Origin of the sequence: Sporosarcina sp. resist (assembly GCF_014302295.1) — a bacterium.
GTDB classification, from domain to species: Bacteria; Bacillota; Bacilli; order Bacillales_A; family Planococcaceae; genus Sporosarcina; species Sporosarcina psychrophila.
The window spans coordinates 669,009-685,832 of sequence record NZ_CP060287.1 but is presented as its reverse complement, the minus strand read 5'-3'; the positions used below and the strand labels follow the sequence as shown (position 1 = coordinate 685,832).

Annotated in this window: 14 protein-coding genes; 9 read left to right on the top strand and 5 right to left on the bottom strand. The window is 38.5% G+C overall.

Going from position 1 to position 16,824, the window contains the following annotated elements:
- Positions 1 to 42 precede the first annotated feature (42 nt).
- On the bottom strand, positions 43 to 195 hold the full coding sequence (gene fbpA / locus H7992_RS03335; RefSeq protein WP_156475951.1) for a Fur-regulated basic protein FbpA: 153 nt from the start codon (positions 193 to 195) through the stop codon (positions 43 to 45).
- Between the two features lie 163 nt (positions 196 to 358).
- Here fbpA and H7992_RS03330 point away from each other — a divergent pair, with 163 nt between their 5' ends.
- Entirely contained in the window at positions 359 to 1,411 is a 1,053-nt protein-coding gene (locus tag H7992_RS03330) for an SDR family oxidoreductase (RefSeq protein WP_187046637.1), read from the top strand.
- An 856-nt stretch (positions 1,412 to 2,267) separates the two neighbouring features.
- Here H7992_RS03330 and H7992_RS03325 read toward each other — a convergent pair.
- On the bottom strand, positions 2,268 to 2,909 hold the full coding sequence (locus H7992_RS03325; RefSeq protein ID WP_187046636.1) for a DUF3885 domain-containing protein: 642 nt from the start codon (positions 2,907 to 2,909) through the stop codon (positions 2,268 to 2,270).
- A 165-nt stretch (positions 2,910 to 3,074) separates the two neighbouring features.
- Positions 3,075 to 3,686 carry a sterol desaturase family protein gene (locus H7992_RS03320; protein ID WP_187046635.1) on the bottom strand — a complete coding sequence of 204 codons (612 nt, stop codon included), beginning with the start codon at positions 3,684 to 3,686 and terminating at the stop codon, positions 3,075 to 3,077.
- 401 nt (positions 3,687 to 4,087) lie between these two features.
- On the opposite strand from H7992_RS03320, the gene H7992_RS03315 reads away from it, so the two are divergent.
- The 7 genes from H7992_RS03315 to H7992_RS03285 all read left to right on the top strand — a co-directional run bounded on the left by H7992_RS03315 (position 4,088) and on the right by H7992_RS03285 (position 12,953).
- Positions 4,088 to 6,760 (top strand): sigma-54-dependent transcriptional regulator, encoded by a 2,673-nt coding sequence (locus tag H7992_RS03315; protein WP_187046634.1) that lies wholly within the window; start codon positions 4,088 to 4,090, stop codon positions 6,758 to 6,760.
- Between the two features lie 194 nt (positions 6,761 to 6,954).
- Entirely contained in the window at positions 6,955 to 7,257 is a 303-nt protein-coding gene (locus H7992_RS03310) for a PTS sugar transporter subunit IIB (RefSeq protein ID WP_067205726.1), read from the top strand.
- A gap of 152 nt (positions 7,258 to 7,409) precedes the next feature.
- Positions 7,410 to 8,783, top strand: coding sequence for a PTS sugar transporter subunit IIC (locus H7992_RS03305; protein WP_187046633.1), 1,374 nt, complete (start codon positions 7,410 to 7,412; stop codon positions 8,781 to 8,783).
- Between the two features lie 9 nt (positions 8,784 to 8,792).
- Positions 8,793 to 9,113, top strand: a complete 321-nt coding sequence (locus tag H7992_RS03300; RefSeq protein ID WP_067205725.1) for a PTS lactose/cellobiose transporter subunit IIA — start codon at positions 8,793 to 8,795, stop codon at positions 9,111 to 9,113.
- Between the two features lie 111 nt (positions 9,114 to 9,224).
- Positions 9,225 to 10,535, top strand: a complete 1,311-nt coding sequence (locus H7992_RS03295) for a 6-phospho-beta-glucosidase (RefSeq protein ID WP_156475950.1) — start codon at positions 9,225 to 9,227, stop codon at positions 10,533 to 10,535.
- Positions 10,536 to 11,615 carry a DUF871 domain-containing protein gene (locus H7992_RS03290; RefSeq protein ID WP_187046632.1) on the top strand — a complete coding sequence of 360 codons (1,080 nt, stop codon included), beginning with the start codon at positions 10,536 to 10,538 and terminating at the stop codon, positions 11,613 to 11,615.
- Between the two features lie 114 nt (positions 11,616 to 11,729).
- The gene (locus H7992_RS03285; RefSeq protein WP_187046631.1) at positions 11,730 to 12,953 is read left to right on the top strand and encodes a methyl-accepting chemotaxis protein; all 1,224 of its coding nucleotides are present in this window, start codon (positions 11,730 to 11,732) and stop codon (positions 12,951 to 12,953) included.
- A gap of 63 nt (positions 12,954 to 13,016) precedes the next feature.
- Here the strand turns inward: H7992_RS03285 and H7992_RS03280 are convergent, their stop codons facing one another.
- A complete protein-coding gene (locus tag H7992_RS03280; RefSeq protein WP_067205715.1) occupies positions 13,017 to 14,231 on the bottom strand; it encodes a carboxylate--amine ligase in 1,215 nt (404 codons plus the stop codon).
- Between the two features lie 284 nt (positions 14,232 to 14,515).
- Complete coding sequence (locus tag H7992_RS03275) at positions 14,516 to 15,358, bottom strand: glycerophosphodiester phosphodiesterase (protein ID WP_067205712.1); 843 nt, start codon at positions 15,356 to 15,358, stop codon at positions 14,516 to 14,518.
- Between the two features lie 419 nt (positions 15,359 to 15,777).
- Between H7992_RS03275 and H7992_RS03270 the strand changes: the two genes are divergently transcribed.
- The gene (locus H7992_RS03270) at positions 15,778 to 16,698 is read left to right on the top strand and encodes a S66 peptidase family protein (protein WP_187046630.1); all 921 of its coding nucleotides are present in this window, start codon (positions 15,778 to 15,780) and stop codon (positions 16,696 to 16,698) included.
- Positions 16,699 to 16,824: the final 126 nt, after the last annotated feature.

Genomic DNA, 16,824 nt, shown 5'->3' with positions numbered 1-16,824 from the left:
CTAAAAATACCGGCTGATGCGATGGTTCCAGCCGGTACGATATTATTCGGTACGTATTATATAGGCTTTCATAAGTGCGTAAAGCGGGAGTTCGTAAAGATGTTTCCCATGTAGTTTGAAAACCCCATCTTTCACAAGTCTTTGGATGATTTTCTCCCTCTTCAAATCCATCTGTGTTTCTTCCATCTTTCTCATGCTGTAAGTTCCTCCTTGATGTCGAATCCACAACATGTATTCCTCTAATGACCTTATTTCAAACATGAAACCGCTAATTTTTCACTTAAGCAACCATATATGCGATAATTAGAATAGCAATTGGACGGAGATAATTTCTGTCCTATTCATGGAGGGATTTAGGTTGACGATTTTCTTAACGGGTTCTACTGGCTTTCTTGGTGGTAAATTACTAAATAACTTACTAGAAACGACTGATCATACATTATTTGTACTCGTTCGGGATATGGACAAAGCTCAACGACTTGTCGCGAGTCTCTCAGGGGATGCCGCGAACAGAATCCAACTTTTAAACGGCGATATTACACAACCGCTTTTCGGACTTTCTGACGATGTCATTCATGAATTACAAGGCAAAGTCGACCTGTTTTATCACATCGCAGCTCTTGTGAAATTCGATGAAGAATTACGTGAAGAGCTCTTTTCAGTCAATTACGAAGGTACAAAAAACGCGTTGGAATTGGCCAAACTATTTAATGTAAATCAATTCATTTATATCAGCACTGCTTACACTGTTGGGAAACGTGCGCATGGTGTAGAATTACTCTATCCAATCGATGCAAACGTTCATAATCCTTATGAAGAGAGCAAAGTAAAATCCGAACACCTTGCCCTATCCTATTCCGATTGTATGGATGTATCAATATTCCGTCCTTCAATTATTGTTGGTGATTCAGAAACAGGCGAAGCCGATTCCGAGTTCACGCTTTACGGTTTTATGCGGGCACTTGATGTGTTCAAGCGTCGTATCGCTAGATCTTCTGACAAGGCTGATGTGATTTACCGTGTCGTCGGAAGTAAAAACGCAACATCGAACTTTGTTCCAGTCAATTACGTCGCTGATATTTTAGCATTGGCTGCAAGTAAAGCGGAGGCTGGCAAGATTTACAACATTACAAACCCCTCGCCTGCGACGAATTACGATCTTCTATCTCTCATCAAAAACGCACTTGATTTTCAACAGTTGGAAATCATCGAGAACGCAGAACCTGGAATGCTGACAGCTGAGGAAGAGAGGCTGAACGGCATGATTAGTGTATTCAATGCCTACTTATCCCGCTCATTCAATTTCGATGACAATAACACGCAGCAACTTATTGAAGGAACTGATGTTAAGCATTTGGAGATGGACGAACAAACGACAAAGTTAATCATCGAAGCTTACTTCGCTGTTTAGAAATATATTTCAACACGTCTGGTGAGTAGGGCTTGATGACCTTGATTTTCACTGGACTATTTTCGGCCCGCTTTCGGCTAACTATTCATGACAGATTTACTGAGGGATCCTAGTGTGGCTAGAAGTGACAGAGTCACTTCTAGCCACACTTTTTTCGGTAATCCTGTCGCGTACCTATACTATTCAAGTGAAAAATGCAGTAGTTTTGGAAGAAAAGAATAGATGACATTCTATGTAGAGTGTAAGTGCCCGAAGATGCAATTTCGGGCACTCTTGCACGTCGTACAATGCGTTCCTTGCTTACTTTTAGTAAAGAGTATGTATCTAATTCATGTAATATCTTATAGAAAGCGACAGTTCTTCACCAAAAAAAGTAAAAACCATATTGGAAGAATCAGCCGCCAAAATTACATCTTTGGCGGCTTTTATCCGGATAAGAAGCCCCGCTATTCTTTCGTCCAAAAAAGATTCAGCGCTACGAGTACTTATGGATTTGGAGCACGACAGATAAAGTTAATCTTCAATCAGAGGGGGGTTCTTCATCCCCCACTTATTCTTCTTGTGTCCTTGAATACTTTAAGTGGGGTCTTACTGCCCGTTAATGCGGGATAAAGGACCACCATACGATTCCCTATACATCCAGACATCTCGGTAATCGTATAGAAGTCATTCAATCCAAAGTCAACTATACACGTAGCGCTCAGTAGCTGATCATGTTATTCACTGGTTACTTTTGGTTAATCAACAGACGTGATATTTCAAAAAAATATCAAAAGGACGAATACCAATATGGTATCGTCCTTTTTTATACGCAAAGAATCTTCAATTAAGAGTATCGCTTTTCGAATCGAACTACTCAATTAAATACTTTATCAATCTTTTCCCTATCATAATCCAATATCCAATCGTTATATTTCGCATAGATACTCCGAATTGCTTCCGGGGACTTAGCCACCAAATCACAGCCTCTGTCATCATACACATGGAAGATGGTTTCATTTTTCACATTGATAAAAAAGACTCGATTATTAATACTCGGTTTTACTCCCATATCAGTATTGCATATGGCTTTTAAGAGGGAGACGTATCTAATGTCAGAGGTTTTACATTTAAGAATAAAGAGATGTGTTTTGTATTTACCGTCTTCATCGTCTTCGGGAATTATGTAAGGAATCATCTTATGCTGTAATTTGTACAGAACAGACTTATCCCGTACATACCGTGAGAACAAATTCAATTTCCCACGGAACGCCCATTTACCTCCGTAATCATGTGCATTTACCACAACTAAAATCTCTTCATCCTCTTGGTGTAAAGACTCAAACAAAGTGATAGCCCTGTCGTAAACTCCTCTAAGATAGACACTACCTTCTTTATTCTCTTCCCTTTTCCAGTCCACTCCTAATTCAAATCGAATACCAATGTCCCAGTTATAAAACAATGGTGGCGTAAGAACTAAGTTTGGGAAATTTGTTGCCATAAATTTTTCTAACTCCATATTTTTTGCTCCAATCTTCGTAGAAAAATTTGCGTTTCATTTTCTGCTCTCTAAGACCTCTCTCACTAAGCAAGACATGTTCTTGAAATGTTTCTTACTATTAATACGTTGCGAGAACATGTTAAGTTTCCCTAGTTGCAATAACCAGGGAAACGAGTATTGTACTTACACCCTGTTTTCCAAATTACGTGCGGTCGGACTTTTTTCAACTTCCTTGTTTTCTTTAAAGGTTCCAAGCGTTTTATCGAATGAAGTATGGGTGACACCAAACCAATAATTTTCATTTTTAAAATGATGCAAAAGATGATGCTTCTTAATATTTTTCCCCATTATCGTACGGGGCTGTATTGGCTTATGGGCAATATAATGTTTCCATTCATAATAGAGGAAGTAAGCCACTAAGCCTGTCGCGAATGACGCCGTCAGGTTCGTGCTCCCCGTTATTAGGAATACAATAAGTCCATAAATGATAAATCCCGGAATACTGAACCATAACGGCAGAAACAATAATTTCAAATCATCCGGATCGACATGATGATCATAGTGTAACCGTTTGATCATCTTCAGCATAAACGGGTTTTCTGGAGTCTTAATGTGAAATAAAAAACGGTGAACCATGTATTCACTTGTTGCATATGTCAGCATTCCCAAGACTAAAGCAACCCACGTCCAAAGATGGAGTACATGTGGAACGGTTAATGAAGCACAAACTATCAAAATAAGCAGCATAACAGCAATGTCAGGAAAAGCGCCGAACTCCCTCAAGTATTTCCTCATTTACAAGCATCCCCCTTTCCTTATAATTATATAGCAATAATTCAGACAACTCAACCATCTACTAATCATCCAATTGTAAAGATCATTTATTTTAGCAACTATAAGGTCAAAAGTATCCTTTATCATTTCAATCCATTACTACCGCTATTAGTTATAAGTACCTATCTCCTGTTTCACCTTCGTTAGAAAGCCAGACGCGAGAAGTCTTTTTGTTTCGGTATAAGGCTACTAGACCTTTTGAAATCCCAGTCTTCGCTTGAAACTCCAATTGTAGGTGGAATGAAACTTGGTTCAAGTCTTCTATCTGATTGAACTTGTTTGTGATACCATGGTAGAAATAAAGATAATACCGAACTATTCATATTAGTTGAAACAATGTAGCCGCTTGAGGAGGAATACATATGGGCCGTAAAGACGATATTTTTTATTATATTAAAAAAGTAAAAAGTAGTGTCTCCGCCATCGAGGTAGCCGAACACCTTCAACTTGATCGGTCAAATGTCAGTAGATATTTAAATGAACTTTACAAAGATGGTTTAATTGAAAAAACTAGCGGGAAACCAATCCTCTATTTTTATAAGGAGTTATTGCCTAAACCAAAATATGCAGAACCCAATCACGATGCGTTTTCTCACTTAATCGGTACGGAAGGAAGTTTGAGAATTTCCGTCCAACAAGCGAAAGCCGCAATCCACTATCCACCAAGGGGTTTGCACACTTTAATTCTAGGTAAAACAGGCACTGGAAAATCCTTTTTCGCTAAAATTATGTACAACTATTCTCTTGAGTCAAAATGTATCGAAGAGAATGCCCCTTTCATTCAATTCAATTGTGCGGATTATGCTCAAAATCCCCAGCTGTTGTTCGGACATATTTTCGGAGTGAAAAAAGGGGCTTTTACAGGGGCCACTGAGAATCGGATAGGGCTAATCGAAAAAGCCGATAAAGGGGTCTTGTTTTTAGATGAAATTCATCGGTTACCTCCCGAAGGCCAAGAAATGCTATTTACTTTCATCGATAAAGGGGAATTTCGAAGCTTAGGGGATAGTGAGGAAACGAAAACCGCTTCTGTCCAAATCATCGGGGCCACTACGGAATCTACGGAATCTTATTTACTTGAAACTTTCACAAGAAGGATTCCGATGACGATAACATTGCCCTCATTAGAGGAGCGCCAATTTGAAGAACGTTATCAGCTAATCGAGCACTTTCTTATCCAGGAGTCAGGATCTTTGAATGAGACCATCTATGTTGAAAGGCATGCACTAACCGCATTTTTACTTTATCGTACGACTGCTAACATTGGTCAATTACAGCGTGATTTAAAACTCGCTTGCGCAAAATCTTTTTTGCATTATATATCAAATCAAACATCGAGCATCCTAATTCGGCAGAATGACCTATCAATCCATGTCCAAAAAGGATTACTGGACGTTAAACAATATCGAGAAAAAATGGATGGACTCATTGATACGGAAAAGAAAGTTTTCACGTTTTCCCATAAAGATGAAAGTACTGAGTATATTGACCAAGAACACGAGGAAAATCTTTATCAAAATATGGAGAACAAGTTAAAACAACTCCACCAAGAGGGTAAGAACGATAAAGAGATTCAAACAGAATTGCTTGTTGATTTCAATCAATATTTTGATGAATACATTGACCATTTACCACAAGTTGGTTTAAAAGAAATGGTTAATAATCAAATTTTGGAGATCACTGATAAGATTTTCCACTTTGCAGAACTAGAATTAAATCGTTCCTTTAAGAAGAAAATGAAATTTGCCTTTGCACTTCATTTACAAAGAACAATTGAGCGAATCGAACAGAACAACTTGATCTCACATCCCAATTTAAATAAAATTCATAAAAAATATCCAAAAGAATTTAAAGTCGCCATTGAAGCTGCACAAATGATAGGAAATGAAGTCGGTGTAGAAATTCCACTTGACGAAATCGGTTTTATCACCATGTTTTTAGTACCCGAAATAGAAGAAAACATGTATACCCAAGAACACAAGGTCATCATTATCGTCGTTATGCATGGAAACTCGACTGCAACTAGTATGTTAATGACTGTTCAGGATCTATTAGGCGTACGACTCGGGAAGGCTTTTGATATGCCACTTTCAATGGATGCACGGGATATGTATGACCTTATCAAAGGTGCAATACATGATCTACAACCGACAAAAGGAGTCTTATTCCTTGTAGATATGGGCTCACTTTCTTCCTTTGGCCATATGATTTTTGAAGAGATGGGCATAAAAACAAAAACAGTATCAATGGCAAGTACACCTGTAGTAATGGAAGCGGTTCGAAAAGCTTCATTAGGAAGAAGCTTGGAAGATATATATCATAGCAGTAAGCAATTACTTGAAAATCAGTTCAGTTCGTCGGCATCCCTTCCGAAACCATCCAAAAAAGCCATCATTACAGCTTGTTTCACAGGCGATGGTGTCGCTAAAATGATTAAAGAACAGTTAGAAAAAGTTGTAAAAGGAAAAAATATCGAACTTATTACTTTACAATTTCTTCATCGGCAATCTTTCACAGAAAAAATCGATCAATTACTAGAGGACTATAATATATTAGCGATTGCAGGGACTGTCCAATTCGAATACTTCAATATCCCTTACTTTTCACCGATTGAAATCTTCCAGGACCATCATTTAAAAAGATTAGAAAATTTAATTGGTAATCATGAACCCTATAGCGAGATGGTAGAAGCACTTGAAAATCACTTTAAAATGATTCCCTCTGTCTCTCGTTTAATACAACTGTTGCAAAAAACCGTGATTAAACTTGAATTGCAATTGAGCATCACACTGGATACTGGGGTCGATACGGGCATTATCCTCCATTTAGCCTTTCTCATTGAAAATATGAGATTAAATCAACCAGCACGTCCATTCCCTAGTCCAAAAAAGTTTCATCAAGAGCATGCAGACAAGCTCGCGATTGTGAAAACTATCTTATATAGCTTAGAAGTCGAATATGATATTACCTTTGCAGAAAGTGAACAGATGCATATTTATAAAATGTTTGTAGAAAACAATCGTATCTCAACATAGGTACCCTAAAAAAGTGAGGTGTGTGAACGTTTACACACCTCACTTTTATGTGTGTAACGTAAAAGGCGCAAAAAGACAGCGTTTACACAAAAAAAGTCGGCACGCTTCTTGCATATTAAATAGACGTACAAGTAAATATACGGCTAACACTATTTACTTGAATTATAAAAAGAGGAAATGGGGAGGAATAGACTATGAAAACCATCATGCTCGTTTGTTCTGCAGGAATGTCAACTAGCTTACTAGTGACAAAAATGGAATCGGCAGCAAAGGCTCAAGCTATGGATGTTAAAATTTTTGCTGTATCGGAAGCGGAGTCTAGTAGACACTTCGATTCAATTGACGTTCTACTATTAGGACCGCAAGTGCGTTATCTAAAAAAGAAAATTGAAAAAGCAGTTGAAGGAAAGAACATCCCAGTTCAAGTTATCGAAAGTATCGATTACGGCACAATGAATGGCGAATCCGTTCTTGCAAAGGCGCTTGCATTGCTATAATCATAGGCTAAAAGCTTTTCCAGTGATACGAAGATCATATGGGGAGAGATTCGGAGGTTTGTCGAATTTCTGATCTTTAATTTAAATTAACGGAATAATCAACTAAAAATACATTCTTTCTTATTCCAAGGAAGAATAAAGGGGAGAATAAAATGAACGGAAAAATGGATAAGTTTATGGAAATTGGTGGTCGTATTGGGGCTCAACGTCACCTAGCTGCCATTCGTGATGGCTTTGTTATTATCATGCCATTAATGATTCTTGGTTCAATGGTTACGCTTATCAATAATTTGCCGATTGAAGCATACCAGAATTTTATGGAGATGATTTTTGGCGGTGATGCTTGGAAGCAATTTGGTGGGGCCGTTTGGACGGGGACATTCGCAATTGTTTCGTTACTTATCGCCTTCACAATTTCCTATCAACTTGCCCGTTCATACGATAAGGACGGTCTGTCAGCCGGGGTTGTCTCTTTTGCTTCTTTACTAGCGATTACAACGCCCATTGCGGAGGGCTCAGGATTACCATTAGTTTGGGCCGGTTCACAAGGATTATTTATCGCTATTATTGTAGCACTCGTTTCAACTGAGATTTTCACGAGATTACTTGGCAATAAGAGGCTCGTAATGAAGATGCCTCCTAGCGTTCCGACAGCGGTAGCAAAATCATTTGCAGCTCTATTCCCAGCTATGATTGCAATAAGTATATTTGGTCTAATTAAGGTATTTACTTTAGTAGCAGGCATGCCTGATATCCATCAAGCATTCTTCGATGCATTACAGGAGCCAGTCTCCAAATTGGCTAACACACCTGGGTCGGCCATTGTTCTTGCATTGATTATCCATGTTCTTTGGTTTTTTGGACTTCATGGAGGAAATGTTATGGAGCCAGTTATGCAAGCGGTTTATTTACCAGCAATTGAAGCAAATATAAAAGCATTTGAAGCTGGATTAGAAATTCCTTATATCGTAACAAAACCATTTTTTGATGCCTTTATGTATTTAGGGGGTACAGGTGCAACGCTTGGTTTGATCATTGCGGTGTTTATTGCAGGCCGTCGTCATAAACATTATCGAAACATATCGGGCTTGAGTGCGGGACCAAGTCTATTTAATATTAATGAGCCAATTCTATTTGGTTTCCCGATTGTGTTAAATCCATTGTTAATCATTCCATTCATCTTGACGCCAGTAGTTCTGGTAATCTTTAGTTACGTTATGATTGCAACTGGAATTGTTCCAAAAACGGTTAACCTCATCCCATGGACAACACCACCTGTTATTGGTGGGTTTTTGGCCACAGGATCTTGGAAAGGGGCTGTATTAGCCGCTGTTAACTTAATCATTTCAGTAGTAATTTATCTGCCATTTGTTAAAATTGCGGAAAGAATTGAAGTGAAAAAACTTCAAGAAGAACTGGCATTACAAGATGAAGCTGATTCTCGTCAACAACAAAATGAATTATCAGTCCAAGATGGGCCTATATTACAACCAGAAGAAAAAACATTAATCTCAAGTAGGAAGTAGTGAGCAGTTATGAACTTAGAAGAACAAATCATGCAGATCATTCTTTATAGCGGGAATGCAAAAAGCACTGCCTTCGAGGCGATTCAAGCTGCAAAAGAAAATAATTTCGATCAGGCTAACGAATTGATTGAAAAAGCAAATGTGGAAATGAGCAATGCACATCGTGTTCAAACATTTTTAATACAGTCAGAAATTCGTGGTGAGAAAGTAGAATCCTCTCTCCTGCTCATTCATGCACAAGATCATCTTATGAACGCAATCACATTTAAAGATCTTGCAGGTGAATTTATCGCCTTATATGAAGCGATGAATAGCTGCCGGAAAAGTTGAATTGTAAATAATATCATTCGGGAGAAATCGAGTTAATACAGTGATTGCTCCCCCCTTTTATTTTTGACTATAAAATTCATACAAATATTATAGATATTGGAGGAACCAACTATGAAAATTGCGGTAATCGGTGGTGGCAGTAGCTATACACCTGAACTAATCGAAGGTATTATTCTTCGGGCGACTCAAATAAAAGCAGATGAAATCGTATTGGTTGATATTGAAGCGGGAAAAGAAAAACTTGAAATTGTCGGTTCTCTTGCAAAGAGAATGATTAAAAAAAGCGGTCTTCCCATCACGATTGAACTTACCTTTGATCGTGTTAAAGCAATTACAAATGCAGATTTTGTATTAACACAATTTCGGGTTGGTGGTCTTGATGCAAGGGCAAGTGATGAACGTATCCCACTAAAATACGATGTAATTGGTCAAGAAACTGTTGGACCTGGGGGATTTGCAAAAGCCCTTCGGACGATTCCCGTCATCCTCGATATTTGTAAAGAGATTGAGCAATATTCAAATGATGCCTGGTTGATTAACTTTACCAACCCAGCAGGAATAGTAACAGAAGCAATTCATAAGTACACGTCTGTCAAAGCTATCGGTCTCTGTAATGTGCCTATTAATATGAAACAAATGACTGCAACTATTTTAGAAGTTGATCGAGATAATCTAAACATGTCCTTTGCCGGATTAAATCACCTTGTCTATGCAACAAAGGTATTCGTCAACGGTGAGGATAAAATGAGTACACTTATCGAGCGCATCGCTGAGGGACGCAATATGAATATGCGCAACATTCATGATGCGCCATGGGATAAAGAGTTTTTACAAGCGTTAAATGCTTTGCCATGCCCCTATCATCGTTATTACTACATGATGGATGAAATGCTGATTGAAGAAAAAGAAGCAGCCGAACTCAGAGGAACACGTGCTGAACAAGTTAAAATCATTGAAAAAGGATTATTTGAAACCTATAAGAATCCTAATTTAGACGTCAAACCGAAAGAATTAGAAGAACGAGGCGGTTCACTTTATTCAGAAGCAGCCATCTCTCTTATTTCATCAATTGTTACCAATGACCATGCCATTCATACGGTGAACGTCCCTAATAATGGAACCATTACAGATCTCCCGGATAATGTTGTTATTGAAGTGTCTTGTACTGTTAATAGTGAAGGACCACAGCCCATTCAAGTTGGTAAACTCCCTCCTGAATTGAACGGCTTAATCCAACAGATAAAAGCATTTGAACAATTAACAATCGAAGCTGCTGTGACCGGAAATAAACAAAAAGCGTTGCTTGCCTTAACAACTAATCCGTTTGTTCCTTCCAGTAAAGTAGCTAAGTTATTGTTAGATGAGATACTAGAAGTCAATCAAGCCTATTTACCACAGTTTTCAATGAAGGCACTAGTGTAAATGAGAAAGCTCGGAATTTCAATTTATCCACAGTATGGGACAGAAATAGAACTCGTCAACTATATGGAAAAAGCTAGTTTCTATGGTTTCACACGTATGTTCACCTGTCTAATGTCCGCAACGGATGAACAAGATACCCAACAACTGCAAACTCTTTTAAAAAAGGCAAACGAACTCGAGTTTGAAGTTATTGCCGATGTCAGTCCATCGGTTTTCGAAGAAAAAAATCTTTCCTATAAAGATTTATCGTATTTTAAGGAACTTGGTCTGTCTGGGCTTAGGCTTGACCTCGGTTTTTCAGGATTAGAAGAAAGCGTTATGTCTTTCAATGACTATGGACTTTCCATTGAATTGAATATGAGTCAAGGAACGAAATACCTTGAAAATATTCTTTCCTATCAACCGAACAAGCAAAAAATAATTGGTTGCCATAACTTTTATCCTCGACGTTACACGGGCCTATCAAGAGAACATTTCCTCAAATGCTCTGCCCAATATAAAGAAAATGGCATCCGTACAGCAGCTATGATTTCTTCAAAAGATGCAGAGTTTGGACCGTGGCCAGTCCAAGAAGGCCTTCCAACTCTTGAGGAGCATCGCTTTTTACCCATTGATGTTCAAGCAAAGGATTTCTTCCAAACAAATCTCATTGATGATTTGATTATCGGTAATGCTTTTGCGTCAGAGGAGGAGTTAAAAAATTTATCCTTGCTCAACCGCTATTTATTAGAATTAAAGGTGGACTTTAAAGAACAAACTTCACAGATGGAGAAAGAAATTGCGTTAGAAAATCCACACTTCAACCGTGGAGATGTTTCCGCCTATGTTATCCGTTCTACGCAAAGTCGTGTTCTCTATCAACAACATGACTTCCCAGCTCATGATACAGATACAATTGCTCGTGGAAGTGTCACAATCGATAATTCCGGCTATGAGCGTTACAAAGGTGAACTCCATATTGCCCTCTCTCCTATGGAGAACAGTGGAAACACAAATATTGTTGCAACAGTTGACAAAGAGGAACAGTTTTTACTAGATCAGATTCATCCTTGGCAAAAATTTAAGCTAATCGAAAAGTAATCATTAGCGGTGTCAGGCACCGGTTTCTCCACGTCTGACACCGTTTTTTCACAAACTCTGCCTGATAGTATATAACTACTTTGCCTTACGGGAAAAAAGTCTGGAGTGAGAGAAATGCTTACAAAGAGTTACTTATTCATGAAATTAGTAGTCGTCCATGGTGTCCTTGTTTTATCCGTCGGAGGAGCTGCCTCTCTTTTTGCACAATGGGAAAGCTTGCTTCTTGCCTATTTAGCCATTGGCGTACTTACAATTATGAGCATACTGGCATTCTATTTAACTTTTGGAAAAACATTTACGTTATTGGCACAAACCGCGTTGGAGGCTTCATCACTAACGAAAATAGATTGTTCGAATACACCGGATGACATTAAAAAGCTGCATTTGGTCATTCACAGCCTTTCGAATGACAATGAGGTGCTTTTCCAACAAGTTAGTGATGCAAGTATGCACGTCATAATGTCTGCCGGAGAACTTACAGCCATTTCCGAAGCAACCTCAGCCACCAGTGCTGATATCAACAGCGCCATTCTTGGCATTTCACACGAAGTATTACATCAGGTCGCAGATATGGAAATCGTCAGCAACCGAGTGAAAATGATGAACGATTCAATTGATATGATGAATCAACAAAATCAGATCATTAGTCAAGTGACAACAAATTCAGAAATGGCCACACAACAAGGTGCAGAGATGGTTGCACAGCTTAAACAATCCAATGAAAAATCCTTACACGCCTCAGACCAAATTAGTGTAAGCATTTCAGCACTATATAATAAAACATTGGATATTTCCCGGATAACCGAAACGATTAAAGGTATTTCTTCAGAAACAAATTTATTGGCATTAAACGCTAGTATAGAAGCAGCAAGGGCGGGAGTGCATGGGAAAGGGTTTGCTATCGTTGCTAGTGAAGTACGTAAATTAGCGGAGCAGTCAAATACTTCAACACAACAAATTCAAAAAATGATCGCAAGCATTGAACACGAAACAGAAAAGACCATCCAGACAATGACGGAAACCATCTCCCATTCCAGGCAGCTTGATGAATCCGTTAAAGCAACGGAAAAAGAATTTATCGCCATTCGGCAAGCCGTTACACAAACCATTGAAGCAATCGATACTTTAAATGATGAATTAAAAAAAGTGACCGAACAAAACCATACGATATCGATTGCTGTCCAAAACTCATCCGATGTTTCTCAGCAAACTGCAAGATCCGTAGAAAATATTACTTCATCAATAAAAAAACAAAGCAAAATGATCGCCATGATTGCAGAGTCCGCCGGAAGTCTAAGCGTGATCAGCATGCAGCTAGATTCGATAGTGGAATCTTAATAACACACAGCACTTATAAGTCGAAATAAACAATCCCCTATGCATATCGCATAGGGGATTGTTTTACCATGTACTATTTTTATATTTACGATAGTAATTAACTTGTCTAGCGAATAAATACAGCTTACGCTTGAAATGACGGTCTTTTTTATAAAACAATGGATTGCCGTATTTCCCAGCTCTAAGCAATGCTTTCACATCTTTGAGTACTTCTTGGTTCGACACAAATTTCTTCAGTACGATTTTAGGTACGACAGTGAATAGGAATTTTTCATTCAGTAGCGTCAGCTCTTTCTGTTGACCGTGAATGACGTCATCGACTAGATACTTCGCCATATTATGTCCACAAGCCGTAATATAGTAGCTTGATCGTCCTTGTCGTATATTCACCTCAAACACTTTGAACTTACCGTCCCGTTCGTCATACTTCAAATCAAAGTTCGCGTAACCGACGTAGTTCAATGCTTCAAGGAAGCCTTTTAGTTTCAACATCATCTCTTCATTATACCGAGTAATAAGCGCTGTATAATTCCCTATCGCAGTGACGGTATGCTCTTGTAGCACGACTTGTGCGAAAGTGATCAGCTCAGCTTTTCCATGACTGTTCATGTAGAATACGGAATCCCACATGTATGTATCGTCCCCTGGAATATAGTCCTGGATAATGAGATCCTCTCTATAGCCGCCCGCTTTAATCGTTGTAATAACGTTATGGACTTCATCGTAGGAATCGACCTTATACACTTTTTCCATGCCTGCAAACGGATTCTTATAGTACTCGACACCGTTGCTTGGTTTGATAATGATTGGGAACATGACCTTTTCTGAGAATGGCTTTTCATCCCGACAAGAATAGTAATATGTAGCCGGTGCTTCAATACCATGTTCTGCGCATAACTTATAAAAATTCGATTTAACAAGCACATCGTTCATAAGTGGTTCCGAAATATAATTAAACACGAAATGACTTTTCAGCTCGTCCGCATTTTCAATAATCATCCGGACGTAAAGATCATTTGTTCCGATAAGCAGCATTTTTTTCCCTGGCTCCGCATACTTCTCTGCAATCTCTTTCAAGAAGCTCACGAATACTTGTTGTTCAGGCAGTTTTGGATTGAGTTCTATCGTCTTTATAATTGAGCTTAAACTGGTGAATGATAAAGATTCTTTTCCTACTAGAATTGGGTTGATACCATACTCTTCATGGAATGAGATCGCCATGTTGTAAGCATTCATGTCTGTTCCGATAATGATTGGTATGAAATTATTATTTGTCATTTTATCCTCCAACTATCTTTTCTACTCATAAGTGTATGGCTCCTGTTTTTCATTGTCAAGGAAGCGCATTATGAGCTGGACCATAATAAAATCCAGTACTGCCCCAATTGGCTAGTACTAGATTCCTTTTCATACTATGGATTACTCTCATGTCTATTGATTAACCATTTTCTTACACAACATACAGGTAAGCTAGGCGCAAAAGTCTTTATGTCGACTAGTACGTTCCTGGATCGCTTTCGGCTACAATAATCACGGCAGCTTTCCCAAGGAACAGATGTGGATTACTCTTGCACCAGCTGGATGGGGCCCTCGACTGGCCAAATTGAAAAATCTGTAATGATGCCGTCAACGTTGTATTGATAAGCTTTGTCCACCCATCCTCGATTTTTCGTAGACCAAACTAATACTTTTCCACCTTGATTATGTATTTGATTGATCTCACGTTTATTGACATATGAGACATTAAAGTTAATATATGTCGCAAAGGATGTCAGGTCAATTATTTTTTGAGAGGACAGAGATTGAATAGATGGTTTTATGAGTAGGGCCACCTCTAATTCTGGAAGCAACGTGTTCATTTTCCTCATCGATTCGATATCGAAAGATTGAACAATAATGCTGTTCAAATCATTATATTCACCCAACAAAGCCACTACTCGCTCTTCGATACCCGGGTACATCGATGGCTTCTTAATCTCTATTAATAAACCAGTTTCCCCGTAAAATTCTTCGAGCAATTCATTTAAAGTAATGATTTTTTCTCCGGCAAATGAAGAATGGAATTTCCCTCCTGCATCTAGCTCTTTCAATTCGGCAAGCGTGAAGTTTTTCACATAGCCAGAACCATTTGTTGTCCTGTCCACTTTGTCATCATGCATAATGATTAACTCTCCATCTTTCGACAGGTGCACATCACATTCTAAAAAGTCTGCCCCAAGCTCTAATGCTTTTCGAAAAGCTGACTGCGTATTTTCTGGAGCAAAATTAGAAGCGCCACGGTGCGCAACACTAATCATTCCATTCATTTCTACATGATGAAAAGGTCGTGCCTCGTAACCAACTAGAAGTAGCATACATATACTTACAAAGACGAATAATAGCTTCTTTTTCTGTAACTCCCCCATAATTATAACCTCAGACCAAATGATGAATACTAACTATTCTAATCATTCTTTTTATTTATTATAGCATATGCGGAAGGTCCTGCAACTGTTAATTCTTACTAGGCTTAAAGATACAAATAGTTCCAATAAAAATCTCTATAGATAGTCGGCACTTAACAAATAGATTGTTCTTCCAACATCGCTTTGTCGCTAGATTCGTTCGTTATACTTGCGAGGTATACCACCTAGTTAATTCTAAATAAGCAGTGCGGAATATATAGATTGAAATAAAGAACCCCAATGAATTCGCTTCGGCTGCCCCTTGGAAGGCGCCTTCACTCAGTTTATATAGGTATTCATTTGTTAACATAAATTATTTCTTTTCTTATAAATACAAGGATTCACATGATCCTATTTCATTTAAAAGGGAGCTGTAAAATATGGCTATAAAACCACCTCACTTGCAGCCAGGAGATACTGTTGGGATTGTTACGTTGGGGAGTCCATTGGCAGCAAGTAGAATAGATGCAGGAATAACAACTTTACGGAATTTGGGGTTTAAAGTACTTGTAGGCGAGCATGTCTATTCATCGAATGGATTCCTCGCAGCGACGCCCCAACAAATGGCGTCGGATTTGATGAACATGTTTCAGAATAAAGAAGTGAAATGGATATTGCCTTCAAGGGGCGGCGTTGGTGTAGCAAGTATTCTCCCCTTCCTCGACTTTTCTATCATTTCTCAAAATCCGAAAATCGTCTCAGGCTACAGTGACATTACAGTACTACTAAATGTACTGTACGAATATGCGGACTTAATTTCATTTCACAGCCTTCTCCTGCTAGACTTCAATCCAAATACTCCGGCATATAATTTCAATCAATTCTTCTCAGCAACCACAACATTAACCGCGCCTTGGCTAATAAATAATCCACCTGGTATGCTCCTCGAAAGCTTAGTTCCCGGAAACGTTACCGGTCCCGTTGTCGGAGGCAATCTCACATCTTTCATCGGTACGTTAGGAACTTCTTTTGAAATCAATACGGAAGGAAAAATTATCGTACTTGAAGAAACGCATGAACCGATTAACACAGTTTACAGGTATTTGAATCATCTTTTATTAGCCAAGAAGTTCGATGATTGTGTAGGGATAATAATGGGGGAATGTACAAATTGTGTAGATGCATATGGAAAGTCCTATAACGATCTTATAAACGATTTTCTAGTACCTTTAGGTAAACCACTCATGTCCAATCTAGCAACTGGACATGGCATTTATAAAGCTACAATACCTATTGGAGCAACCTTGAATATGAATACAGTTAACCGGACAATAACTGTGATGGAACCTGCTGTTAGCTAGCAATAACACATTGCTTAATCCCTGAGTATTAATTATTAAATATGAAAGCAGTATGGATTCATCCTACTCCGAATACAGTAGATAGCATCGACACTATAAGAGGAGTGAATATCCGATTCCGACATT